General features: G+C 69.7%; 26 protein-coding genes. 22 read left to right on the top strand and 4 right to left on the bottom strand.

Annotated features, from left to right (window positions below):
* Positions 1-9: 9 nt before the first annotated feature.
* The 4 genes from N8J89_RS38510 to N8J89_RS38495 are packed head-to-tail and all read right to left on the bottom strand — an operon-like array spanning position 10 to position 10,034.
* The gene (locus tag N8J89_RS38510; RefSeq protein WP_283661803.1) at positions 10-1,014 is read right to left on the bottom strand and encodes a nucleoside hydrolase; all 1,005 of its coding nucleotides are present in this window, start codon (positions 1,012-1,014) and stop codon (positions 10-12) included.
* Positions 1,007-9,154, bottom strand: a complete 8,148-nt coding sequence (locus N8J89_RS38505; protein WP_283661802.1) for a DUF8616 domain-containing protein — start codon at positions 9,152-9,154, stop codon at positions 1,007-1,009. The genes N8J89_RS38510 and N8J89_RS38505 overlap by 8 nt, the downstream gene beginning before the upstream one ends.
* A gap of 44 nt (positions 9,155-9,198) precedes the next feature.
* Positions 9,199-9,516 carry a hypothetical protein gene (locus tag N8J89_RS38500; protein ID WP_252480549.1) on the bottom strand — a complete coding sequence of 106 codons (318 nt, stop codon included), beginning with the start codon at positions 9,514-9,516 and terminating at the stop codon, positions 9,199-9,201.
* Entirely contained in the window at positions 9,516-10,034 is a 519-nt protein-coding gene (locus N8J89_RS38495) for a YbaB/EbfC family nucleoid-associated protein (RefSeq protein WP_283661801.1), read from the bottom strand. Before N8J89_RS38495 ends, N8J89_RS38500 begins: the two co-directional genes overlap by 1 nt.
* Positions 10,035-10,444: 410 nt before the next feature.
* On the opposite strand from N8J89_RS38495, the gene rpsL reads away from it, so the two are divergent.
* From rpsL to rplR, 22 genes are all read left to right on the top strand, one after another.
* Positions 10,445-10,819 (top strand): 30S ribosomal protein S12, encoded by a 375-nt coding sequence (gene rpsL / locus N8J89_RS38490; RefSeq protein ID WP_086785056.1) that lies wholly within the window; start codon positions 10,445-10,447, stop codon positions 10,817-10,819.
* On the top strand, positions 10,819-11,289 hold the full coding sequence (gene rpsG, locus N8J89_RS38485; RefSeq protein WP_252480551.1) for a 30S ribosomal protein S7: 471 nt from the start codon (positions 10,819-10,821) through the stop codon (positions 11,287-11,289). The genes rpsL and rpsG overlap by 1 nt, the downstream gene beginning before the upstream one ends.
* 88 nt (positions 11,290-11,377) lie before the next feature.
* Positions 11,378-13,477 (top strand): elongation factor G, encoded by a 2,100-nt coding sequence (gene fusA / locus N8J89_RS38480; protein WP_283661800.1) that lies wholly within the window; start codon positions 11,378-11,380, stop codon positions 13,475-13,477.
* Between the two features lie 179 nt (positions 13,478-13,656).
* Positions 13,657-14,850 (top strand): elongation factor Tu, encoded by a 1,194-nt coding sequence (gene tuf / locus N8J89_RS38475; RefSeq protein ID WP_252480553.1) that lies wholly within the window; start codon positions 13,657-13,659, stop codon positions 14,848-14,850.
* 394 nt (positions 14,851-15,244) lie between these two features.
* Positions 15,245-15,550 carry a 30S ribosomal protein S10 gene (gene rpsJ, locus N8J89_RS38470; RefSeq protein ID WP_003938093.1) on the top strand — a complete coding sequence of 102 codons (306 nt, stop codon included), beginning with the start codon at positions 15,245-15,247 and terminating at the stop codon, positions 15,548-15,550.
* Positions 15,551-15,598: 48 nt separating this feature from the next.
* Entirely contained in the window at positions 15,599-16,249 is a 651-nt protein-coding gene (gene rplC, locus N8J89_RS38465) for a 50S ribosomal protein L3 (protein WP_252480554.1), read from the top strand.
* Complete coding sequence (rplD, locus tag N8J89_RS38460) at positions 16,249-16,941, top strand: 50S ribosomal protein L4 (protein ID WP_252480555.1); 693 nt, start codon at positions 16,249-16,251, stop codon at positions 16,939-16,941. The genes rplC and rplD overlap by 1 nt, the downstream gene beginning before the upstream one ends.
* Entirely contained in the window at positions 16,938-17,237 is a 300-nt protein-coding gene (gene rplW / locus N8J89_RS38455; protein WP_283661799.1) for a 50S ribosomal protein L23, read from the top strand. Before rplD ends, rplW begins: the two co-directional genes overlap by 4 nt.
* Before the next feature lie 21 nt (positions 17,238-17,258).
* Positions 17,259-18,092, top strand: a complete 834-nt coding sequence (gene rplB, locus N8J89_RS38450) for a 50S ribosomal protein L2 (protein WP_247755555.1) — start codon at positions 17,259-17,261, stop codon at positions 18,090-18,092.
* Positions 18,093-18,110: 18 nt separating this feature from the next.
* Complete coding sequence (rpsS, locus tag N8J89_RS38445) at positions 18,111-18,392, top strand: 30S ribosomal protein S19 (protein ID WP_252480557.1); 282 nt, start codon at positions 18,111-18,113, stop codon at positions 18,390-18,392.
* Between the two features lie 40 nt (positions 18,393-18,432).
* Positions 18,433-18,849, top strand: a complete 417-nt coding sequence (gene rplV / locus N8J89_RS38440; RefSeq protein ID WP_252480558.1) for a 50S ribosomal protein L22 — start codon at positions 18,433-18,435, stop codon at positions 18,847-18,849.
* Positions 18,849-19,688: a 30S ribosomal protein S3 gene (gene rpsC, locus N8J89_RS38435; protein WP_252480559.1), complete on the top strand. Its 840-nt coding sequence runs from the start codon at positions 18,849-18,851 to the stop codon at positions 19,686-19,688. Before rplV ends, rpsC begins: the two co-directional genes overlap by 1 nt.
* A 3-nt stretch (positions 19,689-19,691) precedes the next feature.
* Complete coding sequence (gene rplP, locus N8J89_RS38430; RefSeq protein ID WP_185000430.1) at positions 19,692-20,111, top strand: 50S ribosomal protein L16; 420 nt, start codon at positions 19,692-19,694, stop codon at positions 20,109-20,111.
* The gene (rpmC, locus tag N8J89_RS38425; RefSeq protein WP_185000428.1) at positions 20,111-20,368 is read left to right on the top strand and encodes a 50S ribosomal protein L29; all 258 of its coding nucleotides are present in this window, start codon (positions 20,111-20,113) and stop codon (positions 20,366-20,368) included. The genes rplP and rpmC overlap by 1 nt, the downstream gene beginning before the upstream one ends.
* The gene (rpsQ, locus tag N8J89_RS38420) at positions 20,365-20,643 is read left to right on the top strand and encodes a 30S ribosomal protein S17 (protein WP_283661798.1); all 279 of its coding nucleotides are present in this window, start codon (positions 20,365-20,367) and stop codon (positions 20,641-20,643) included. The genes rpmC and rpsQ overlap by 4 nt, the downstream gene beginning before the upstream one ends.
* 84 nt (positions 20,644-20,727) lie before the next feature.
* Positions 20,728-21,096 (top strand): 50S ribosomal protein L14, encoded by a 369-nt coding sequence (gene rplN / locus N8J89_RS38415; RefSeq protein ID WP_209707277.1) that lies wholly within the window; start codon positions 20,728-20,730, stop codon positions 21,094-21,096.
* A 1-nt stretch (position 21,097) separates the two neighbouring features.
* Positions 21,098-21,412 carry a 50S ribosomal protein L24 gene (gene rplX, locus N8J89_RS38410; protein ID WP_252480561.1) on the top strand — a complete coding sequence of 105 codons (315 nt, stop codon included), beginning with the start codon at positions 21,098-21,100 and terminating at the stop codon, positions 21,410-21,412.
* A gap of 2 nt (positions 21,413-21,414) precedes the next feature.
* Positions 21,415-21,978, top strand: a complete 564-nt coding sequence (gene rplE, locus N8J89_RS38405) for a 50S ribosomal protein L5 (RefSeq protein WP_252480562.1) — start codon at positions 21,415-21,417, stop codon at positions 21,976-21,978.
* Positions 21,979-21,981: 3 nt separating this feature from the next.
* Entirely contained in the window at positions 21,982-22,167 is a 186-nt protein-coding gene (locus N8J89_RS38400; RefSeq protein WP_185000420.1) for a type Z 30S ribosomal protein S14, read from the top strand.
* An 88-nt stretch (positions 22,168-22,255) separates the two neighbouring features.
* Positions 22,256-22,654: a 30S ribosomal protein S8 gene (gene rpsH, locus N8J89_RS38395; protein ID WP_247755558.1), complete on the top strand. Its 399-nt coding sequence runs from the start codon at positions 22,256-22,258 to the stop codon at positions 22,652-22,654.
* Positions 22,655-22,669: 15 nt separating this feature from the next.
* A complete protein-coding gene (gene rplF / locus N8J89_RS38390; RefSeq protein WP_283661797.1) occupies positions 22,670-23,209 on the top strand; it encodes a 50S ribosomal protein L6 in 540 nt (179 codons plus the stop codon).
* Positions 23,206-23,613, top strand: a complete 408-nt coding sequence (gene rplR, locus N8J89_RS38385; RefSeq protein WP_252480564.1) for a 50S ribosomal protein L18 — start codon at positions 23,206-23,208, stop codon at positions 23,611-23,613. The genes rplF and rplR overlap by 4 nt, the downstream gene beginning before the upstream one ends.
* The last annotated feature ends 33 nt before the right edge of the window (positions 23,614-23,646 follow it).

The raw sequence follows: 23,646 nt of genomic DNA, 5'->3' as shown, positions 1-23,646 counted from the left end.
GGCCATCGGCTACCTGGTCACCGTGGAGTCGTCGAGCAGCGCGTCGAACTTCATGCCGAGCCAGCGGTTGAACGCCGGGTAGTCCGCGGCCCTGGTCAGCAGCACCTCGGCGCCGCCGTCGGCCAGGCTCATCCGGCCGATCTCATCCAGCGTCACGGTCCTGGCGACCAGGCGGACGAAGGGCAGCTGCAACGCGGCGGTGAGCGCGAGGCCGTCGTGCTGGATGGTGCCGGGGTGGAAGCGGGTGAACCACTGGCCCAGGTGCGCGGCCAGCAGCCTGGCCCACACCGGGGCCTGCGGCGCGGCCAGCCGCCGGTGCAGGTCCTCGCTCGCGCGGATCTCCAGCTCCGGGGTGAAGGTCACGTCGGAGAGCACCAGCCGCGGCTGGTTCGCCCTGGCCAGCACCACCCTGGCCGCCTCGGGGTCCATCCGCACGTTGTGCTCGGCCCGCTCCGGGTCGCGGTAGTTCAGCGCCCCGCCCATCTGGGTGATGACCAGCCGCTCGGCCAGCTCGGGACGGGTGGTGAGCACCTCGGCCAGGTTGGACATCGGGCCGAGCCCGGCCCAGCGCACCGGCCCCTGGTAGCGGTCGCACACCGCGGTGACCGCGTCCACCACGTCCTCGCGCTGCGCCGGCACCTCAGCGGGCACCAGCCCGTCGATGCAGTCCAGCCGGGTGTTGCCCAGGTCCCGGCCGGTCACCACGGCCACCTCGGGCCTGCCCAGCAGGTCCAGCAGCAGCCGGACGAACCGGGCGCGGCGGCCGCCGGGCAGCTCGTCGGTGGTCACCACCAGGGTCAGCTCGGGCAGCGTGGCGGCGGCGACCAGCGCGATCGCGTCGTCCGGGTCGCCGCCCGCGTCGGTGTCCACGATCAGCGGGGCGCCCTGCTGCGAGGCCGGGAACGGCGCGTCCAGACCGGGGGTCGCCGGCAGGCCGAACCGGGTGTTCAGCTCGATCAGCGCCTGGCGCGCCTCGTTGATGTCGTAGTCGAAGTCCTCGCTGATCTCACCCACCGGTTGACCCCTCCAGCATCGCGGGGTTCTCCTCGAACGCCTGGGCGAACTGCTTGCGCTCCTGCTTGGAGCCGCACTGATCGTAGGCGGCCCACACCCGCTGGGCCTGCTCCCCGGTCAGCCCGGCCGAGTCGATGACGGCCATGATCTGGTTGACCGACTTCTTGTCGTGCCTGCGCACCAGCGAGTCCATCACCCGCTCGAACCGCGGGTCGGTGGCCTCGTCCTGGCCGACCCAGGAACGCACCCCGTCCCGGCCGTGCTCGGCCGAGGCGGTCAGCTCGCCCCGCCAGTCCGCGCCCTCGGCCCGCCGGTCCGCCACGTGCGCGGCGCAGTCGCCGACCGCGCGCAGGTTGACCTCCATCGCGCCCTCGCGCACCGAGGGGTCGGTGAACGGCGCGGCCACCCGCAGCGGGTTGAGCCCGGCCAGCGGATCGGCCTCCTGCCGCGAAGGCACCTGGGCCGGGCCCTCCGCGCCCACCCCGCGCGGGCTGGACAGGGTGCCGTGCAGGGTCTCCTCGATGATGCCGATCGCGTCCTGGTGGGCGAAGGTGCGGCCCGGGTCGGTCGGCAGCTCGTCCAGTGGCCTGCCCTGGCCCTCATCGGGCCCCAGGTCGACCGCGTAGCCCTTCTTGTTGTCCGGGTGCGGGTCGGTGGGTTCCTGGCCGTGGAAGGCGTAGTGGCCCTGGAAGCTGGCCTCGTCGTAGATCGCGGAGAGCAGCTCCTGGACGGTGCCCTTGTAGCTGGTGTCCACCAGGCTGATCGAGGCCCCCGCCTCGTCCACCGGCACGCCGCTGGCGCGCAGGTAGTCGGTGAGGCGTTCGTAGGCGCCGTCCACCAGGCTCTCGTCGATCTTGCGGCTGTCCCGGAAGGCCTCGATGCCCTCGAACGGCCTGCCGGTGCTGCGCTCGAGGTCGAGCACCGCGGTCTCGGCCACCGCCCTGGAGAGCACCACCTCGCCGCAGTGCCGGTCGAAGAACTCCGGGTCCAGGGTGCGCGCGGCCAGCGCCAGGCTGTGCCCGTCCCGGCCGAGGAAGACCACCCGGTGCTCGGGGTTGTCCGCGACCATCTCCCGCAGGTCGTCCACCATCCGCACGGCGAGGTCGACGATCACCGGCGCGGTGTACTCCCTGGCCACCTCGTAGGAGTCGGCCAGCGCCGCCCGCTGTTCGGGGTCGGTGATGCCCAGCCGGTCCGCGGCGGCGTCCACGGCCTCGTCCCGGCGGGCTTCCGCCTCCGGGTCGCCGACGCGCTCGGACAGCGGCGGCTCGGGTTCGGTCGGACCGTCCTGGGTGTCGGTGACCGGGTCGTCCACGGCCTCGTCCTCGGGTGCCCGGTCCGCGCCCGGCTCCACTGCCGGAGTGTCCACTGTGGACTCGGCGGCGGATTCCGTTGTGGCGTCGGTGTTCTCCGGCATGGCGAAGGCCGGTGGCGGCGGTGGCGGCCCGCCCGGCGGCGGTTCGGCGGTGCCGGTGGCCGCCGGTGGGTCCTCCGGGTCGTCATCGCCGCGGTCGGCAGGGGGAGCCGCCTCGGCCGCGGCCTTGGCGGCCTGGAAGTCGGCCACCCGCTGCTCCTGCGCCCGCGTGTAGGCCTCGCCCTCAGCGGTGATCTTCCACTGGCCGGTGGCCGGGTCGTACGCGCCGAGCAGCGTGGTCTCGCCGTCGCGGTTGGTCAGCCAGATCTCGGCTGGCTCGGTGAACGGGTGCGCGGACAGCTCGAACTCCGGCACCGGGTTGTCCCGGCTGCCGGTGAACCCGTGCCCGGCGAAGGGCGGGTCGACCGTGGTGCTGCCGCCCATCGGGAACGGCGCGCCCGCCGCGTGGTTGCCGTAGGCGACCGGCATGGCCTCCTGCGGCGTCCGCTGCCGGGTCGAGCCGTCGGCCTCATCCACCGTGCCGGGGTCGAACGGGAACCGCAGCGAGACCACGCTCTCGTCACCGAACTCGTACGGCGGCCGCCCGTTGCGGCCCTCGTAGCCGGTGTCGGTGTAGTCCAGCCGAAGGCCCTCGATCACCTCGGCCGGCGTGCGCAGGTGCGCCACGTCGCTGTACCTGGCGGTGAAGCCCTTGGTCTCGTTCGGCACGCCGAACCGGCCGGCCTGCGGGTCCGGCGGTGGCGGGATCACCTTGTTCAGCAACAGGTTCGTGGCCGCTTCCGCGGTCAGCGCGCGCTGCAGCATGTCCCCGGAGGCCGCCTGGACCTGGTCGCGGATGGCGTGCATGACCACCGCGTCGTCCGGCGTGAAGTCCTCGATCGGGGTGTTGCGGATCCGCTCGAAGTCCGCCCTGGTGACCTCAAAACCCAGCTCGGCGCTGGCGTTGCCGAGCAGGTCGTCCAGCCGCGCGGGGAAACCGGTCGAGTTGTCCAGCTGCGCGTGCGAGTACTGGGTCTCGTAGTCGGTGCCGTCGGTGAACGTGTAGTGCTCGCCCGGCACCGGGTCGGCCTGCCTGCCATCCGGCGGGTCCACCGGCTCCGGCGCGCTGTCGGTGTCCGCACCGCGCTGGAACGCCCCGGCCCCGGGATCCTGCGGGCCCTCGGGGCCCCACACACCAGGGTCGCCCGGCACGAAGCCGCCGTGGTGCGGGTGCTCGTTGCCCCTGGGGTCAACGGTGACCCACTCGCCGTTCGGCGGCCAGCCCGGCCGCGGCGGCGAGCCGTCGCTGGCGATGTTGCTGCTGGCGAAGACGTTGCCCTTGGTGTCGACCCAGACGTCGGACCGGCTCGCGGTGACCGGGACCTGCAGCGCCGCGGCCAGTTGCGCGGCGAACTGGTGCCCGGTCTGGCAGGACAGCAGCCGGATCGGCTGGCCGTTCCAGTCCGGATTGGCCCTGATCACCTCGGCCAGCGTGTTCGCGTCCACCCGGCCGCGGCCGAACTGGACCGAGTTGGGCCCGCCGTGCAGGTCGACGGTGAACCGGTGCGGATCCGGCCGGACCAGCCGGGCGGAGTCCAGGTGCGCACCCTGGTGCGGCGGGTAGATCGACATCCCGGACCTGGTGCGGTGCATCAGGTCCAGGTCGCCGTCGCGCAGTCCGAGGCTCTCCGGGTCCCGCCTGAAGTTCAGCAGCTCGCCGAGCGGCCGTTCCCTGGTCGGCCGCGGCAGCGCCTGGTCCGACGGCGGCTGGACCTGCTGGCTCGGCTGCGCGTTGAGCTGGGCCTGCTCCGCCTTCCAGTGCTTGAGCGCGATCTCGTCCCTGGGGTCGATCTCGTCCCGCCGCGCGCGCTGCTCCAGCTCGCGCATCTTGGCGTCGTAGTTCGCCCGGTCCTGCTGCGCCTGCCGCTCGGCCTGCACCCGCGGATCGACGTAGTCGGAACCGACCGGCCCAAAACTGGTCGGCTGCGAGCGGTCCATGCCGAAGTCGGTGCGCGGATCCCGCTGGCTGCCCTGGTCCAACCGGTTCGGCTGGAACACCGGCGCGGGCGGGCGAGGCGGCGGGGCGTCGAAGCGCGGCCCGGCGACACCAGGCGGCGGCACGGTGTGACCCGGGGGAACTCGGCCGGGAGGCATCCGGCCGGGCGGCGGCACGGGCGCGCGACCGGTGTTGTCCCGGTTCGGGAAACCGGCGGGAGCGTCCCGGCGCGGACCACCGGCCGGCGGCAGATCCCGGCGCGGTCCACCGTCGTGCCGCGGCGGCATCGGCGGGTGGCCACCCTGTCCCGGCGCCATCGGCGGCAGGTCCCGGCGCGGCCCACCGGTACGCGGCGGCTGGTTCGGCGGGAACCCCCCGGGCGGCGGCGCGAACCGCTGCCCCTGCGGCGGCATACCCCTCGGCGGGGTCGGCGCGTTCGGGTCCACCTGGCGCTGCGGCCCACCAGGCTGCTGGAAACCCTGCGGCGGCAGGGAAGTCCGGCCGTCACCGTGGCGCGGGAAGCCCTGCGGCGGGGTGGGCGCGTTCGGGTCCACCGGCCGACCAGGCGCGCCGAACTGCGGCCTGCCCTGGTTCGGATCGAACCGCGGCCCGGGGCCCTCCGGCGGGAGGGTGTGCCGGACCATCGGTTGTCCGGGCTGGCGCAGCGGCTGGGCCGGGGCGTCTTGCCGGGGCGGTCCAGCCTCGGGACGTGGGCCGGGGGGCGGCAGATCCGGGCGAGCGCTGCCGGGAGGGGGCAGGTCGGACCGGACCGGTCCGCCCGCTGGCGGCAGGTCGGGCCGAGCGGGTCCACCGGGCGGTGGCAGGTCGGGCCGAGGCGCGCCGCCCGAAAGGGGCAGATCGGTGCGAGCCGGACCGCCGGGAGGTGGCAGGTCGGTGCGAGCCGGTCCAGCGGCTGGCGGCAAATCCGGCCGGGCCGGGCCGCCCGCTGGGGGCAGGTCGGACCGGACCGGACCACCGGTTGGCGGCAGGTCCGCGGGCGCGGCTGGCGGCAGGTCGGGTCGAGCGGTGCCGGGAAGCGGTCCGGCCGAGGGCTGGACGGGCGGTTCTTGCCGCGGCGGCGCTTGCGGCGGGGCGTCCTGGCGGACCGTCTGGCTCGGCGGTGGCACGTCCGGGCGGGCCGGCACCGGGACGGGAGCGTCCAGGCGGGCCGACAGCGGGCTCAGCCGGTCGCCGGTGGCCAGGGAGTCGGCCAGCGTGGACTTCGGCGCGGGGACGTCCGGCAGCTTGGCCATCGGCGGGTTGACCAGCGAGCCGTCCGGGTTGCGCGGGGTGGGCACCTCGGTCATCTCGATGACCCAGCGGCCCTTGGCGTCCTGGTACCTGGCGGTCACCTCGAAGCTGGTGCCCGGCGCGAACAGCACCTCGCCCTCGGACTTGAGCGCGGCCGTGGTGATGTCCCGGCCGGTCAGCGAGTTGATCACCATCTTGACCTGGCCACCGACCGGGCTGCGCTCACCGGCGGTGGTGCTGGTGAAGGAGCGTTCGGTGATCACCGACCCCGGCTCGTAGCCCTGCACCATGAGGTCGATGTGCGCCGGGTTGTCGAAGTAGACGTTGCGGGTGACCCGGCCCTCGAAGGCCGGCATCTCGTTGAGCGCCGAGGTGATCATCCGGATCTGGCCGTCGAACTTGGCCAGCGCCTCGGGATCGCCGTGCCGCAGCGCCGCGTTCAACTCGCGGAAGGAGTGGTCCACCGTGTAGCCGAACAGGGCCGCGACCTGCTCCGCGGGCACCCGCTCCAGCAGCGCGCGCAGCTCCGGCCGGGACTCGGCCAGCTCGCGCATGTCCGCCATGTCCTGCGCGAAGAGCTGACGCCCGTAGTCGGAGGCGAGCATGTGCTCGAGATCGGCCTGGCTCGCCTGGTAGTCCGGGTTGCCGAGGTAGTCGCCGTCGGGCGCGAACTCCTGCGGACGGTCCTCTGTGGACTCCGGAAGTGGATCCGGATCGGCTTGCGGCGGCTCGACATCCGGTCGCTGAGTGTCCACAGTGGACGACTCATCAGGTCCACTGTGGACGGTGTCGGGCGGCTCTGGCGGACTGCCCGGCGGCGGGGTGGCGTGCGGCTGTGGCGGCTGGAACCGGCGCGGGTCCATCGAGCTGTTCGCTGGCTCGTGCTCGCCGCGCCGCCAGACCTCGCGCGGGCTCGTGCTGGGCGGGTTGTCACCCCAGGTCGGCGCGTGGCCGGGCGGGTGCGGCTGGTTGTGCGGCTGGCTGGTGCCATCCGGCCGGAAGGTGGCCCACTCGCCGTTGGGCGGCCAGCCGGGGCTGTACTCGCGGCCCGGCCGGGTGTCCAGGTGCGCGCTGCTGGCGAAGACGTTGCCGTTGGCGTCGACCCAGGCGTCCTTGGTCGGCGCCAGCACCTCGACGCCGAGCTCGCGGGAGAGCTGGGCGGCGAACCCGTCCTCGCCGCCACCGGTCTGGCAGGAGATCAACCGGATCGGCTGCTGCCCGTCCCAGTCCGGGTTCGACCGGATGATGTCGGCCAGGTCGCGCGCGGACAGCTGCTGGTCGCCGACCTTGACCTGGTTCGCCGAACCGTGCAGGTCCACGGTGAACCGGCCGGGATCGGCCGCCACCCGCATGCTGGCGTGCGAACCGGAGGAGAACCGGTCCTCGAAGGCGTGCAACACGATCCCGGCCTGGGACCGCTGGATCTTGGGCTCCAGCCCGGCCAGGTGGTCCGGCAGCGGCGCGGGCCTGCGCGGCGCGGGCGCCTCGTCGGCGGTCACCGGCGCGGGCCGCGCGGGCGGCTGCTCGCCAGGCGAGACCGGACCGTGCTGAGGCGGACCGGCCGGACGCGTGGGCGGCGGCGCGGCCGGGCCGTCCACCTGGATCGGCGGCGTGGTGACCAGCGCCGTGTCCGGGGTCATGGCCGGAGCGCCGTCCTGGCGCAGGTTCATCGGCGGCGCGGGCGGCTGGCCGGGCGGTGGCGGAGCGGGAGCGGGGCCGGGCGTCGGGCCGAAGCCTGGTCCGAAACCGGGGCCGAAGCCCGGAGCCGAGCCGGGACGGCCCACGACTCCACCCGGCACCGGCTGCACGCCGACGTGGCCCGCCGGCGGGTGCGCGCCAGGGGCGGGCTGCGTGCCGGGGGCGTGGCCGGGCTGGCCGCCGGGGGTCGGCGAGGGACCCGGACCAGGCGTGTGGCCGGGAGTGGGGCCGGAGCCCGGCGTGGGGCCGGAACCGGGGGTCGGGCCGGAGCCGGGTGCTGGGCTGGTGCCGGGCGACTGGCTCGGCCCTGAACTCGGGGTCGGGCTGGGGCCCGCGGTGTTCGGCGAGTGCGCCGGCCCGGAACCCGACGGCGAGGGACCGCCGCCCGGGGTCGGGCTGGGACCGCCGCCCATCGGCGGCGTGCCACCCATCGGCCCGCGCGGCGCGGGCGTGCCGCCACCCGCAGGCGGCTGACCGCCCGGTGGCGGCGTGCCCTGCGGCTGCTGGCCGGACGGGCCGAACTGCGGCTGCTGTTGCTGCTGGTGCGCCGGACCCTGCGCGGGCTGGCCCTGCGGACCACCGTCGCTCTGCGGGCGCACCGGCGGGGCCTCTGGCGGGGCGACGCCGGAGGTCGAGGTGCTGTCCTGGTTGCCGCGGGGAGCCGGTCCGTCACCCGAGCCGCCGCCCGGTCCGCCGCTGTGCGCGCCGCCGGAGCCGCCGCCGGAACCACCGCTGAAGCCGGAACCACCGGGTCCGCCGCCCGAGCCGCCGCCCGAGTCACCGGAACTGGAGCTGGAGCTCGGGCTCGGGCTGGGGCTCGGACTCGGCCCGGAGAGGTCGGGCGCGGGCGGTGCCGACGGGGGCGCCGCGCGGCCGCCGTCGCCGGTGCCGCCCACGTTGCCCAGGTTCGTGTCCAGCGAGGCCAGGTTGGCCATGGACCTGGCGTCGAAGCTCTCCTTGGCGCCGCCCAGGCCGCCGGAGACCGCGCCGGAGGTGCCGCCGAGGGCCACGTCCTTGAGGTCGAAGTTGCCGCTCAGCGCGCCTTCCGCGGCCGCCGAGCCCATCCCGGTCAGGCCCTCTTCCAGCGCGTTCTTGCCCATGGTCTTGCCGATGCCGTCGCCGACGCCGTCACCGAAGGCCTTGCCCATGCCGCCGCTGACCGCGCCGCCGACCAGGCCGGAGATCGCGCCGGACTTGGCCGCGTCCATGGTCAGGCTGGTGTCCCAGGAGTCGCGGCTGCCCTTGGCCATCTGGAACAGCTGCACACCGGCGTCGATGGCCACCCCGGCGGCCACCTCGATGCCCACGTTGATCACCAGGCGGCGCAGCAGGTTGGTGCCGAAGCGCTGCACGATGGTCTGGATCAGCCTGCGGAAGATGCCCTGCACGACCACCCTGGTCGCCATCTGGGCGACCGGGATGCCCGCGGTGCTCGCGCCGAAGCTGACGAAGGCGGCCGCGATCATGGCCGCGATCTGCGCGGCCAGCAGGATCAGCGCCGCGATGATGGACAGTTTCGCGTACTCGACTTGCAAGGAGCAGTTCTTGCAGGCCGAGCTGAGCGTCTTGGTCAGCTCCTGGAGCTTGGGCAAGGCGCCCTCGCCGCCCTGGGCCAGCTTCTTCCAGAACTCGTCGAAGGCCTTGGCCGCGTCGCCCTCCATGTGCGAGCGGGCCTCACGGACGGCGTTCTCGGCGTTGCGCAGCGCGCTCTCGACGTCGCCCGAGGCCTTCTCCCACGCCTGGCTGAGCCGCATCAGCGCGGTCTCGTCACCCTCCGGCCACTCCGAGCCCACCACGATGGGCGCCAGCCACTGCAGCCAGCCAGGCAGTTCGATTCCCACGAGCTCGTGCTCCCCATCCCGCCGCTAGCGGCGCGCGCCCCTGCTCAACTGCCACTCGCCTTGAGGTTCGCCGCGCCGCCGGTGTCGGCCTGCTCCATGGTGGTCGCCTGGTCGTTGAGGCCCTTGGCCACGTTGATCAGACCCTGCGCGACGTCGGCGATGCCCTTGCTCACCGCGTCCGCGGCAGGCACGTAGTCCTTGGCGAAGGCCTGGCCGGACTCGTCGTTGCCCCAGCACTGCCCCTCACCGGTCAGCGCCGACTGCAGGCTGGTGGCCGCCTTGGCCAGGTCGTCGCCCACCCGGCTGAGCCTGCCCGCTCCGGCCCGGATGCCGTCGGCGTTCTGCCGCGTCTTGCCGGACATCACCAACCGTCCTTCCGGAACACCGACCCGTAGCCGTCCTCGTCCTCCTCCGACTCCGGCCTGCGGTGCGCCGGTTTCGTGTTCTCCGTCACTTCTTCCACCGGCGGGATCCGCAACAGGTCCTGCAGCGAGGGCGCGCCGGGCAGCAGGTCCGGCAGGTCGATCATGGGCTCGTCCTCGGTGGCCAGCGGGGCCAGTTCCTCCTGGATCTGCTCCTGCGCGTTGGCCGCGGCCTCGCGCACCACGCCGGTGATGGTCCTGGCCAGGCTCTCCGGGGTGACCCGCTCGAAGGCGCGCGGCGAGAGGGTCAGTTTGCTCAGCACGCCGTTGGCCCCGACCGTGGCGGTCACCACACCATCGGGTGAGCTGGCCTCGCCCACCACGGCGGCCATCCTGGCCTGCGCCTCGCGCAGGTTGTCGGTCTTCTCCCGCAGGTCACGCATCATGTCGTCGACGCGATCGCGCAGCTGGGCGTTGCGTGCCTCCAGCTCGGCGTTCTCTGCGTCGAAGTCGAACATGCGGGTACTCCTAGTGCTGGTGGGCCACCGCGGCGGCGGGCGGGGTCACAGGGAAGCTACCGTGAAGCCGGTTACGGTGTGCGTCGATCCGGCGCATCCACACCCGCCACCACCTGCGCGGGGAGTATCCACAGGCGGGGCGGCCCCCGTTTTGACCCTCCAGGTAGGAGCCAGGTATCTTTGCTACTCGTGCCCGACTTGCGTCGGGCCGCTCCGCGTGCCTGAGAGGCGCAGCTCGTGTGTCGCAGCCGGGCTGACTTCTAGGCGACACGCGCGGAATCCTCCCAATCCCAGTGGGACGTCTCAGGTGGAAATGGGGCGCGGAATCGGGCGACACGCCCGACCTCGGGTTACGGAGGAGCCCCGCATAACCACCGGACACACCAGAGGCGAACAGAGAAAGACGGTCCATGCCCACGATCCAGCAACTGGTCCGCAAGGGCCGGCAGGACAAGGTCACGAAGACCAAGACCGCGGCGCTCAAGGGGAGCCCGCAGCGGCGCGGTGTGTGCACCCGCGTCTACACCACTACCCCGAAGAAGCCGAACTCGGCGCTGCGCAAGGTCGCTCGCGTCAAGCTGTCCAGCCAGATCGAGGTCACGGCGTACATCCCCGGTGAGGGCCACAACCTGCAGGAGCACTCGATGGTGCTCGTGCGCGGTGGCCGTGTGAAGGACCTCCCCGGCGTTCGCTACAAGATCGTGCGCGGTTCGCTCGACACCCAGGGCGTGAAGAACCGCAAGCAGGCTCGCAGCCGGTACGGCGCGAAGAAGGAGAAGAGCTAATGCCTCGCAAGGGTCCTGCCCCCAAGCGGCCGCTGATCTCCGACCCGGTCTACAGCTCCCCGCTGGTCACCCAGCTGATCAACAAGGTGCTTGTCGACGGCAAGCGGTCGGTCGCGGAGAAGATCGTGTACAAGGCGCTCGAGGGCGCCCGCGAGAAGAACAGCGCCGACCCGGTCGTCACCCTCAAGCGCGCGCTCGACAACGTCAAGCCGACCATCGAGGTCAAGAGCCGTCGTGTCGGTGGCGCCACCTACCAGGTGCCGGTCGAGGTCAAGCCTGGGCGCAGCACCACCCTCGCGCTCCGCTGGCTGGTGAGCTTCTCCCGTCAGCGCCGTGAGAAGACCATGGTCGAGCGCCTGATGAACGAGCTGCTCGACGCCAGCAACGGTCTCGGGGCGAGCGTCAAGCGCCGCGAGGACACGCACAAGATGGCCGAGTCCAACAAGGCCTTCGCGCACTACCGCTGGTGATGACGTGGCGGATGGGGCCGACAGGCGCCATCCGCCTTCCCGCGCTTGACAACGCGCGCCTCACGCAATCAGGAAACGAGGAAGACCCGTGGCACGCGACGTGCTGACTGACCTGGCCAAGGTCCGCAACATCGGGATCATGGCCCACATCGACGCGGGCAAGACCACCACGACCGAGCGCGTCCTGTACTACACCGGTGAGAACTACAAGATCGGTGAAGTGCACGACGGTGCGGCGACGATGGACTGGATGGAGGAGGAGCAGAAGCGCGGCATCACGATCACCTCCGCCGCGACCACCTGCTTCTGGAACAACCACCAGATCAACATCATCGACACGCCGGGTCACGTCGACTTCACCGTCGAGGTGGAGCGGTCGCTGCGCGTCCTGGACGGCGCCGTCGCGGTCTTCGACGGCAAGGAAGGCGTCGAGCCCCAGTCCGAGACTGTGTGGCGCCAGGCCGACAAGTACGACGTGCCGCGTGTCTGCTTCGTCAACAAGATGGACAAGCTGGGCGCCGACTTCTACTTCACCGTGCGCACCATCAAGGAGCGCCTGGGCGCGAAGCCGCTGGTCATCCAGCTGCCGATCGGCGCTGAGAGCGACTTCGAGGGTGTCGTCGACCTCGTCCAGATGAAGGCCCTCACCTGGCGTGGCGACACCAAGAAGGGTGAGGACTACGCGGTCGAGGAGATCCCGGCCGACCTGGCCGAGCGCGCCGCGGAGTACCGCCTCGCGCTGGTCGAGGCCGTGGCCGAGACCGACGACGCGCTGATGGAGAAGTACCTCGAGGGTGGCGAGTTCACCATCGAGGAGATCAAGGCCGGCATCCGGCACATCACCATCAACAGCCAGGCCTACCCGATCCTGTGCGGCTCCGCCTTCAAGAACAAGGGCGTGCAGCCGATGCTGGACGCGGTGGTCGACTACCTGCCGACCCCGCTGGACGTGCCGTCGGTCAAGGGCACGCTGCAGGACGGCGTGACCGAGGCTGTCCGCAACGCGGACGCCACCGAGCCGTTCTCGGCCCTCGCGTTCAAGATCATGACGCACCCGTTCTTCGGCAAGCTGACCTACATCCGGGTGTACTCGGGCAAGGTCGCCGCGGGCGCTCAGCTGATCAACGCGACCAAGGACCGCAAGGAGCGTCTGGGCAAGCTCTTCCAGATGCACGCGAACAAGGAGAACCCGGTCGACGACGCGGCGGCCGGCCACATCTACGCCGTCACCGGTCTCAAGGAGACCACCACCGGCGACACGCTGGCCGACCCGCAGAAGCCGATCATCCTTGAGTCGATGACCTTCCCGGACCCGGTCATCAAGGTCGCGATCGAGCCGAAGACCAAGGCCGACCAGGAGAAGCTGGGCATCGCGATCCAGAAGCTCGCCGAGGAGGACCCGACCTTCCAGGTCCAGCTCGACGAGGAGACCGGTCAGACGGTCATCTCCGGCATGGGTGAGCTGCACCTCGAGGTGCTGGTCAACCGCATGAAGAGCGACTTCAAGGTCGAGGCGAACGTCGGCAAGCCGCAGGTCGCCTACCGCGAGACCATCCGCCGCAAGGTGGAGAAGTACTCCTACACGCACAAGAAGCAGACCGGTGGCTCCGGCCAGTTCGCCAAGGTGATCATCACCGTCGAGCCGCTGGACACCGCCGAAGGCGCGATGTACGAGTTCGACAACAAGGTCACCGGTGGCCGCATCCCCAGGGAGTACATCCCCTCGGTGGACGCGGGCGCGCAGGACGCCATGCAGTACGGCGTGCTCGCGGGCTACCCGCTGGTCGGCGTCAAGGTGACCCTGATCGACGGCGCCTACCACGAGGTCGACTCCTCGGAAATGGCGTTCAAGGTGGCCGGTTCCATCGCGCTGAAGGAGGCTGCCCGTCAGGCCAGCCCCGCTCTGCTCGAGCCGGTCATGGCGGTCGAGGTGACCACCCCCGAGGACTACATGGGTGAGGTCATCGGCGACCTGAACTCCCGCCGTGGGCAGATCCAGTCCATGGGCGAGCGCAGTGGTGTCCGCGTGGTCAACGCGCTGGTGCCGCTGTCGGAGATGTTCGGGTACGTGAGCGACCTGCGTTCCAAGACGCAGGGTCGCGCCAACTACTCGATGCAGTTCGACTCCTACGCCGAGGTTCCGCAGAACGTGGCGAAGGAGATCATCGCGAAGGCGACGGGGGAGTGACCCCGGGAGCCCGCCCGGTCTCGACCTGAGACCGGGCAGGCTCCAGCCGGAACCGCACGTCCCGTGTGGGCCAAAATCGGGGAGCCTTCCCCAGGGTCCGCACTCCGGCCCTGATATCGCCGGACCGACCACGATCAGTTGGCACGGCGGCAAGACAAGAAGTCCAGGAGGACAATCCAGTGGCGAAGGCGAAGTTCGAGCGGACGAAGCCGCACGTCAACATCGGAACCATCGGTCACATTGACCACGGGAAGACCACGCTGACCGCGGCCATCTCGAAGGTTCTGCACGACAAGTACCCGGACCTGAACCCCTTCACGCCGTTCGACGAGATCGACAAGGCGCCGGAGGAGAAGCAGCGCGGTATCACCATCTCGATCGCGCACATCGAGTACCAGACCGAGAAGCGCCACTACGCGCACGTGGACTGCCCGGGTCACGCGGACTACATCAAGAACATGATCACCGGTGCCGCGCAGATGGACGGCGCGATCCTGGTGGTGGCCGCCACTGACGGCCCGATGCCGCAGACCAAGGAGCACGTGCTGCTGGCCCGTCAGGTCGGCGTGCCGTACATCGTGGTCGCCCTGAACAAGGCCGACATGGTGGACGACGAGGAGATCCTGGAGCTCGTTGAGCTCGAGGTGCGCGAGCTGCTCTCCGAGTACGAGTTCCCGGGCGACGACCTCCCCGTGGTCCGCGTCTCCGCGCTGAAGGCGCTGGAGGGCGACAAGGAGTGGGGCGAGAAGCTCATCGGGCTCATGGACGCGGTGGACGAGTCCATCCCGCAGCCGGAGCGCGAGATCGACAAGCCGTTCCTCATGCCCGTCGAGGACGTCTTCACCATCACCGGCCGCGGCACCGTGGTGACCGGTCGTGTTGAGCGTGGCGTCATCAACGTCAACGAGGAGGTGGAGATCGTCGGCATCAAGGAGAAGTCGGCGAAGACCACCGTCACCGGTGTCGAGATGTTCCGCAAGCTGCTGGACCAGGGCCAGGCCGGTGACAACGTCGGTCTGCTCGTCCGTGGCATCAAGCGCGAGGACGTCGAGCGCGGCCAGGTCATCTGCAAGCCGGGTTCGGTCACTCCGCACACCGAGTTCGAGGCGACCTCCTACATCCTGTCCAAGGACGAGGGTGGCCGTCACACGCCGTTCTTCAACAACTACCGTCCGCAGTTCTACTTCCGGACGACTGACGTGACCGGCGTGGTGACCCTCCCCGAGGGCACCGAGATGGTCATGCCCGGCGACAACACCGCCATGAAGGTCGCGCTGATCCAGCCGATCGCCATGGAGGAGGGCCTGCGCTTCGCCATCCGCGAGGGTGGCCGCACCGTTGGTGCGGGCCAGGTCACCAAGATCGTCAAGTGATGTCAGGGGGAGAGGTGGCGTGAGCTGCCTCTCCCCGTCACGGCCCCGATTTGGATCGCCATACTCCGGTGTGGCATCCTGTATGGGTTGCTCGTTGGGGCGGCCAGGCAAGATGGATCGTCTGGCCGCCCCACCACGAGTAGTCCCGCGTTCGTGAGGCTTAGCTGCTTTGCGTACGTAGCCAGGACAGCAGGACCCGGGCCTAGCGGCCCATCCCACAGGTTCAAGTCAGTGGGACCGGTCTGTGCCTCACGGCGCGACACGCCCGACCGCGTGGACCGGGAACCGTGACATCTCAACAGAGGCGGCGCCTGGCGCGGCCAAGACCCCAGAGCGGGCCAAGGCACAGCTGGCCAGCACCGCAGCGGTACGAGAAGAGGAACGGCAAGCCACCATGGCGGGACAAAAGATCCGCATCCGGCTCAAGGCCTACGACCACGAGGCGATCGACGCGTCCGCACGCAAGATCGTGGAAACCGTGACGCGCACCGGCGCTCGCGTGGTCGGGCCGGTGCCGCTGCCCACGGAGAAAAACGTCTACTGCGTCATCCGCTCCCCGCACAAGTACAAGGACTCGCGGGAGCACTTCGAGATGCGCACCCACAAGCGTCTGATCGACATCCTCGACCCCACGCCGAAGACGGTGGACGCGCTCATGCGCATCGACCTGCCGGCGAGCGTCGACGTCAACATCCAGTAACAGCCGGACGCACCGTTCGATTTTTGGGGCGAGGAAGTAACGAGACCCATGTCTGACAGGCAGATCAAGGGGATTCTGGGCACCAAGCTCGGTATGACCCAGGTCTTCGACGAGAACAACCGGATCGTTCCGGTGACCGTCGTGAAGGCCGGGCCGTGCGTGGTGACTCAGGTCCGTACGCAGGAGAATGACGGCTACTCGGCCGTGCAGTTGGCGTTCGGCGCCATTGACCCCCGCAAGGTCAACAAGCCGGTGAGCGGCCACTTCGCCAAGGCCGGCGTGACTCCGCGCCGCCACCTGGTCGAGGTGCGCACCACTGACGCCGCCGAGTACGAGGTCGGCCAGGAGATCACCGCTGAGCTGTTCGAGGCCGGCGCCGTGGTCGACGTGGTCGGCACCAGCAAGGGCAAGGGCTACGCGGGTGTCATGAAGCGGCACGGCTTCGCTGGCCTCGGCGCGTCCCACGGCACCCAGGCCAAGCACCGTTCGCCCGGTTCCATCGGTGGCTGCGCCACCCCTGGCCGAGTGTTCAAGGGCGTGCGCATGGCCGGCCGCATGGGCAGCGCCCGCGTGACCACCCAGAACCTGACCGTGCACCGCATCGAGGCCGAGACCGGCCTGCTGCTCATCAAGGGCGCCGTTCCCGGCCCCAAGGGTGGACTGGTGCTGGTCAAGACGGCCGCGAAGGGTGGTGCGTGATGACCGTGAGCGTTGACGTCCGGACCCCGGACGGCAAGACCGAAGGCACCATCGAGCTGCCCGCGGAGCTGTTCGACGTTCAGGCGAACATCCCGCTGATGCACCAGGTGGTGACCGCGCAGCTGGCCGCCAAGCGGCAGGGCACGCACAGCACCAAGACCCGTGCCGAGGTCTCCGGCGGTGGCAAGAAGCCGTACCGGCAGAAGGGCACCGGCCGCGCCCGTCAGGGCTCGACCCGGTCGCCGCAGTTCTCCGGTGGTGGCATCTCGCACGGCCCGAAGCCGCGGGACTACTCGCAGCGGACGCCCAAGAAGATGAAGGTCGCCGCTCTTCGTGGCGCCCTCTCCGACCGGGTGCGCAACGGCCGTCTGCACGTGCTGACCTCGCTGGTCGAGGGCGACGCGCCGTCGACCAAGGGCGCCCGCCGCATCATCGAGTCCATCAGCACCGGCAAGCGCACGCTCGTCGTGGTGACTCGTGCGGATGAGCTCACCTGGGTCAGCCTGCGCAACCTGGACAACGTCCACGTGCTCGTGCAGGACCAGCTGAACACCTACGACGTGCTCGTCAACGACGACGTGGTGTTCACCAGGGACGCACTGGCGCTCTACATCGCCGGTCCGACCTCGGGCCACTCGGTCAAGGCCAGCGCTCGCGCCAGCGAGGTCGTCGCAGAGGAGGGTGACAAGTGATCCCCGATTACCGCGACATCCTGCTCGCTCCGGTGATCTCGGAGAAGAGCTACGGGCTGCTCGAAGAGGGTAAGTACACCTTCATCGTGGCTCCCGACGCCAACAAGACCGAGATCAAGATTGCTGTCGAGAAGGTCTTCGGTGTGAAGGTCGTGTCCGTGAACACGATCAACCGCCAGGGCAAGCGCAAGCGGACCCGCACCGGGTATGGCAAGCGCAAGGACACCAAGCGCGCGATTGTGACGCTGTCCGCCGAGAGCAAGGCCATCGAGATCTTCGGCGGCCCGGCCGCCTAAGGGATTGAGGACGCGTTAGAGATGGGCATCCGCAAATACAAGCCTACGACCCCGGGTCGTCGTGGCTCGAGCGTCTCGGACTTCGCCGAGATCACTCGTTCCACCCCGGAGAAGTCGCTGATCCGCCCGCTGCACGGCCATGGCGGCCGTAATGCGCACGGCAAGATCACCACGCGGCACAAGGGCGGCGGTCACAAGCGTGCTTACCGGCTGATCGACTTCCGCCGGGCGGACAAGGACGGCGTGCCGGCCAAGGTCGCGCACATCGAGTACGACCCCAACCGCACCGCACGCATCGCGCTGCTGCACTACGTGGACGGCGAGAAGCGTTACATCATCGCGCCGAACAACCTGCGCCAGGGCGACCCGATTGAGAACGGCCCCAAGGCCGACATCAAGCCGGGCAACAACCTGCCGCTGCGCAACATCCCGGTCGGCACCGTGATCCACGCGATCGAGCTGCGACCCGGTGGTGGAGCCAAGATCGCCCGTTCCGCGGGCGCCAGCGTTCAGCTGGTGGCCAAGGACGGCCCCTACGCCCAGCTGCGGATGCCCTCGGGCGAGATCCGCAACGTCGACGTGCGCTGCCGCGCCACCGTCGGCGAGGTGGGCAACGCCGAGCACCAGAACATCAACTGGGGCAAGGCAGGCCGCATGCGCTGGAAGGGCAAGCGCCCGACCGTCCGTGGTGTGGCCATGAACCCGGTCGACCACCCGCACGGTGGTGGTGAGGGCAAGACCTCCGGTGGTCGCCACCCGGTGAACCCCGCTGGTAAGCCCGAAGGCCGGACCCGCCGCCGCAAGGCAAGCGACCAGCTCATCGTCCGGCGTCGTCGCACCGGTAAGAAGCGCTGAGCAGGAAGGGAGTGAAGGATGCCTCGCAGCCTGAAGAAGGGCCCCTTCGTTGACGACCACCTGCTCAAGAAGGTGGACGCGCAGAACGAGGGCAGCAAGAAGACGGTGATCAAGACGTGGTCCCGTCGTAGCACGATCATCCCGGACATGCTGGGTCACACCATCGCGGTGCACGACGGCCGCAAGCACGTCCCGGTGTTCGTCACCGAGTCCATGGTCGGGCACAAGCTGGGCGAATTCGCCCCCACCCGCACCTTCAAGGGCCACATCAAGGATGACCGGAAGTCGCGTCGCCGCTGAGTCGGCCAGTGACACGAACAAAGAGCAAGGGGTAACAGCAATGGGTAACGATGCCGCAGGCGTGGAGCAGCTTCCGCGCGCAGTGGCGCGGGCCCGCTACGTCCGCATGACGCCCATGAAGGTGCGTCGCGTGGTCGAGCTGATCAAGGGCCGTAACGCCCAGGAAGCCCTGGCCGTGCTCCAGTTCGCGCCGCAGGCCGCAAGCGGTCCGGTGGCGAAGGTGCTCGCCAGTGCCATGGCCAACGCCGAGAACAACCTCGAACTCGACCCCGACACCCTCTGGGTGAGCGCGGCGTTCGTTGACGAGGGGCCGACCATGAAGCGGATCCAGCCGCGCGCCCAGGGGCGCACGTTCCGGATCCTCAAGCGGTCCAGCCACATCACCGTCGAGGTGGAGTCCCGTCCGAAGGTGGTCAGCAAGGCTCGCAAGTCCAGCGTGAAGGGGAGTGGCCGGTAGTGGGCCAGAAAATCAACCCGCACGGCTTCCGGCTGGGAATCACCACCGACTGGAAGTCCCGCTGGTACGCAGACAAGCAGTACGCGGAGTACGTCGCGGAGGATGTCAAGATCCGCAAGATGTTCGCCCGCGGCATGGAGCGTGCCGGTATCTCGAAGGTGGAGATCGAGCGCACCCGGGACCGGGTTCGCGTCGACATCCACACCGCTCGTCCCGGCATCGTCATCGGTCGCCGCGGCGCGGAGGCCGACCGCATTCGCGGTGCGCTGGAGAAGCTCACCAAGAAGCAGGTCCAGCTGAACATCCTCGAGGTCAAGAACCCCGAGTCGGACGCCCAGCTGGTTGCCCAGATGGTCGCCGAGCAGCTGTCCAACCGCGTGTCCTTCCGGCGCGCGATGCGCAAGGGCATCCAGTCCGCCATGCGCTCGCCGCAGGTCAAGGGCATCCGGGTGCAGTGCGGTGGCCGCCTCGGCGGTGCCGAGATGTCGCGCTCGGAGTTCTACCGCGAGGGTCGCGTCCCGCTGCACACGCTGCGCGCGGACATCGACTACGGCCTCTACGAGGCGCGCACCACCTTCGGCCGGATCGGCGTGAAGGTGTGGATCTACAAGGGTGACGTCATCGGCGGCCGTCGCGAGACCGTCGCCGCCGCGGCACCGGACAACCGCGCCCCGCGGCGCGAGCGTCCGAGCCGTCGTCGCTCCGGCGCCTCCGGCACCACGCCGACCAGCACCGAGGCCGGGCGCGCCGCGGCCGAGGCCGCGACCGAGCCGGTCGACACCACCCCCGCCGCGGCCGAGTCCGGCAACGGCAGCGCGGCTGAGAAGACGGAGGGCTGAGTCGTGCTCATCCCGCGCAGGGTCAAGCACCGCAAGCAGCACCACCCCGGCCGCTCCGGCGCCGCCAAGGGTGGCACCAGGGTCACGTTCGGCGAGTTCGGCATCCAGGCTCTGGAGCCGGCCTACGTGACCAACCGGCAGATCGAGTCCGCTCGTATTGCCATCACCCGGCACATCCGCCGTGGCGGCAAGGTCTGGATCAACATCTTCCCGGACCGCCCGCTCACCAAGAAGCCTGCCGAGACCCGCATGGGTTCCGGTAAGGGTTCGCCGGAGTACTGGGTGGCCAACGTCAAGCCGGGTCGCGTCGTCTTCGAGATGAGCTTCCCGAACGAGACCGTGGCCCGCGAGGCGCTCCGCCGCGCGATCCACAAGCTTCCGATGAAGTGCCGCATCGTCACGCGTGAGGGTGGTGAGTTCTGATGGCAGCGACGAACACCGCTTCCGAGCTGCGTGAGCTCACCAACGAGGAGCTCGTGCTGCGTCTTCGGGAGGCCAAGGAGGAGCTGTTCAACCTCCGCTTCCAGATGGCGACCGGGCAGCTCGACAACAACCGGCGTCTGCGTGCCATCCGGCACGAGATCGCCCGTATCTACACCGTGATGCGGGAACGTGAGCTGGGCCTGTCCGTCTCGCCGGACGAGGTCGCGGCATCCGCTGAAGGTGAAGGTGCAGCATGAGCGAGAATGTCGAGAGCACTGACGTGCGCAACAACCGTAAGACCCGCGAGGGCTACGTTGTCGCGGACAAGATGGACAAGACGATCGTGGTCGCGCTCGAGGACCGCAAGAAGCACCCGCTGTACGGCAAGGTCCTGCGCACCACCACCAAGGTGAAGGCGCACGACGAGGCCAACACCGCGGGCGTGGGCGACCGCGTGCTGCTGATGGAGACCCGGCCGCTGTCGGCGACCAAGCGCTGGCGGCTCGTCGAGGTCCTCGAGAAGGCCAAGTAACACCACCGCCCCGCGCGAGCGGGACGGGACCGCGCGTGTCAGGTCGGAAATCTGGCACGCCAGTATGGGTCAAGGAGAAGGCAAGTGATTCAGCAGGAGTCGCGACTGCGCGTCGCCGACAACACGGGTGCGAAGGAAATCCTCTGCATCCGCGTTCTCGGTGGTTCGTCGCGTCGCTACGCGGGTATCGGCGACGTCATCGTCGCCACCGTCAAGGACGCGATCCCCGGCGCCAACGTGAAGAAGGGTGACGTCGTCAAGGCGGTCATCGTTCGCACGGTCAAGGAGCGTCGCCGTCCGGACGGTTCCTACATCCGGTTCGACGAGAACGCGGCCGTTCTGATCAAGAACGAGACCGAGCCCCGCGGTACCCGCATCTTCGGCCCGGTCGGCCGCGAGCTGCGTGACAAGAAGTTCATGAAGATCATCTCGCTGGCGCCGGAGGTGCTCTGACATGAAGATCAAAAAGGGCGACACGGTCGTCGTCATCGCCGGCAAGGACAAGGGCGCCAAGGGCAAGGTCATCCAGGCCTACCCGGACACCGACCGCGTCCTCGTCGAAGGTGTCAACCGGATCAAGAAGCACACGCGGGTCTCGCAGACCCAGCGTGGCGCCCAGACCGGCGGCATCGTGACCCAGGAGGCCTCGATCCACGTGAGCAACGTGATGGTCGTGGACTCCGACGGCAAGCCCACCCGCGTTGGTTACCGCACCAACGACGAGGGTCGTCGCGTCCGTATCTCGCGGCGGAACGGTAAGGACATCTGATCATGACGACCGCAGAGAAGATCGCTCCGCGGCTCAAGGGCCGCTACCGCGAGGAGATCACGGGCGCGCTGCAGGAGCAGTTCGTCTACGCCAACCGGATGCAGATCCCCGGCCTGGTGAAGATCGTCGTGAACATGGGTGTCGGTGACGCCGCCCGCGACGGAAAGCTGATCGAGGGCGCCATCCGCGACCTGGCCACCATCACCGGCCAGCGGCCGGAGGTGCGCAAGGCGCGCAAGTCCATCGCGCAGTTCAAGCTCCGCGAGGGCATGCCGATCGGCGCGAAGGTCACCCTGCGCGGCGACCGCATGTGGGAGTTCCTGGACCGGCTGCTGACCATCGCGCTGCCGCGTATCCGTGACTTCCGCGGTCTGTCCCCGAAGCAGTTCGACGGCAACGGGAACTACACGTTCGGTCTGAACGAGCAGTCGATGTTCCACGAGATCGACCCCGACTCGATCGACCGCCCGCGCGGTATGGACATCACCGTCGTCACCACCGCCGGCACCGACGAGGAGGGCCGGGCGCTGCTGAAGCTCCTGGGCTTCCCGTTCAAGGAGAACTGATTCATGGCGAAGAAGGCGCTTGTCCAGAAGGCCGCGCGCAAGCCGAAGTTCAAGGTGCGGGGTTACACCCGCTGCCAGCGCTGCGGCCGTCCGCACTCGGTCTTCCGTAAGTTCGGCTTGTGCCGGGTGTGCCTCCGCGAGATGGCGCACCGGGGCGAGCTTCCCGGCGTGAGCAAGTCCTCCTGGTGATCCAGGCTGCCTGGCCCACGCCCCGCTGATTTCCACTTCGCCGTAGGCCCGTGCGGGAACCCCGGCGAGAAAGGTTGACAAGGTCACCATGACGATGACCGATCCGATCGCAGACATGCTCACCCGTCTGCGCAACGCCAACTCGGCGTACCACGACCAGGTCGTGATGCCGCACTCGAAGCTGAAGGCGTCGATCGCCGACATCCTGCAGCGCGAGGGCTACATCTCCGGCCACCGGACCGAGCAGGGCGAGAAGAGCCAGCATCTCGTCGTCGAGCTCAAGTACGGCCCCAACCGTGAGCGGAGCATCGCCGGCCTCCGGCGCGTCTCCAAGCCCGGTCTGCGGGTTTACGCCAAGTCCACCAACCTGCCGAAGGTGCTGGGCGGGCTGGGCGTTGCCATCATCTCCACGTCGACCGGTCTGCTGACCGACCGGCAGGCCAACAAGCAGGGTGTGGGCGGGGAAGTCCTCGCCTACGTCTGGTAAGGGAGGGGAGTAGACATGTCGCGTATCGGTAAGCTCCCGATCCCCGTGCCCGCCGGTGTGGACGTCAAGATCGACGGCCCCAGCATCACCGTGAAGGGCCCCAAGGGCACTCTCGCGCACACCCTGGTCGAGCCGATCCTCATCGAGCGGGACGAGGACGGCGTGCTCCAGGTCAAGCGCCCGAACGACGAGCGTCGCAGCCGCGCGCTGCACGGTCTGTCGCGCACCCTGGTGAACAACATGGTCGTCGGTGTGACCGCGGGCTACGAGAAGAAGCTCGAGATCCACGGCGTCGGTTACCGCGTGGCGCTGAAGGGCTCCGAGCTGGAGTTCGCGCTCGGCTACAGCCACCCGGTGAAGGTGACTCCGCCGGAAGGCATCACCTTCGTCGTCGAGTCCCCCACCCGGTTCTCGGTCCAGGGCATCGACAAGCAGCAGGTCGGCGAGGTTGCGGCGAACATCCGCAAGCTGCGCAAGCCGGACCCGTACAAGGGCAAGGGCGTGCGCTACGCGGGCGAGAACATCCGCCGCAAGGTCGGAAAGACGGGTAAGTGAGCATGAGCGAGACAACAACCGTCAAGCGCAAGCGCGCAGGCAAGGACGTCTCCACCCTGCGTCGCGTGGCCCGTACGCGTCGGCACTTCCGGCTCCGCAAGAAGATCAGCGGAACCCCGGAGCGCCCGCGTCTGGTGGTCACCCGGTCCTCGCGGCACCTCGTCGCGCAGGTCATCGACGACCTCGCCGGTCACACCCTGGCCTCGGCCTCCACCCTGGAGGCGGACATCCGCGCGCTGGACGGCGACAAGAAGGCTCGCGCTGCCAAGGTGGGCGAGCTGGTCGCGGCCAGGGCCAAGGAAGCCGGAATCGCCAAGGTCGTCTTCGACCGGGGCGGCTACGACTACCACGGCCGCATCGCCGCGCTGGCTGACGCCGCGCGCGAGCACGGGCTGGAGTTCTGAGAGTCATGCAGAGCACTGAAGGAAGGAACGCCT

Source organism: Crossiella sp. CA-258035, assembly GCF_030064675.1.
Lineage (GTDB): Bacteria > Actinomycetota > Actinomycetes > Mycobacteriales > Pseudonocardiaceae > Crossiella.
Note: the sequence above shows the minus strand (reverse complement) of the source record. Positions and strands in the feature narration are given on the sequence as shown.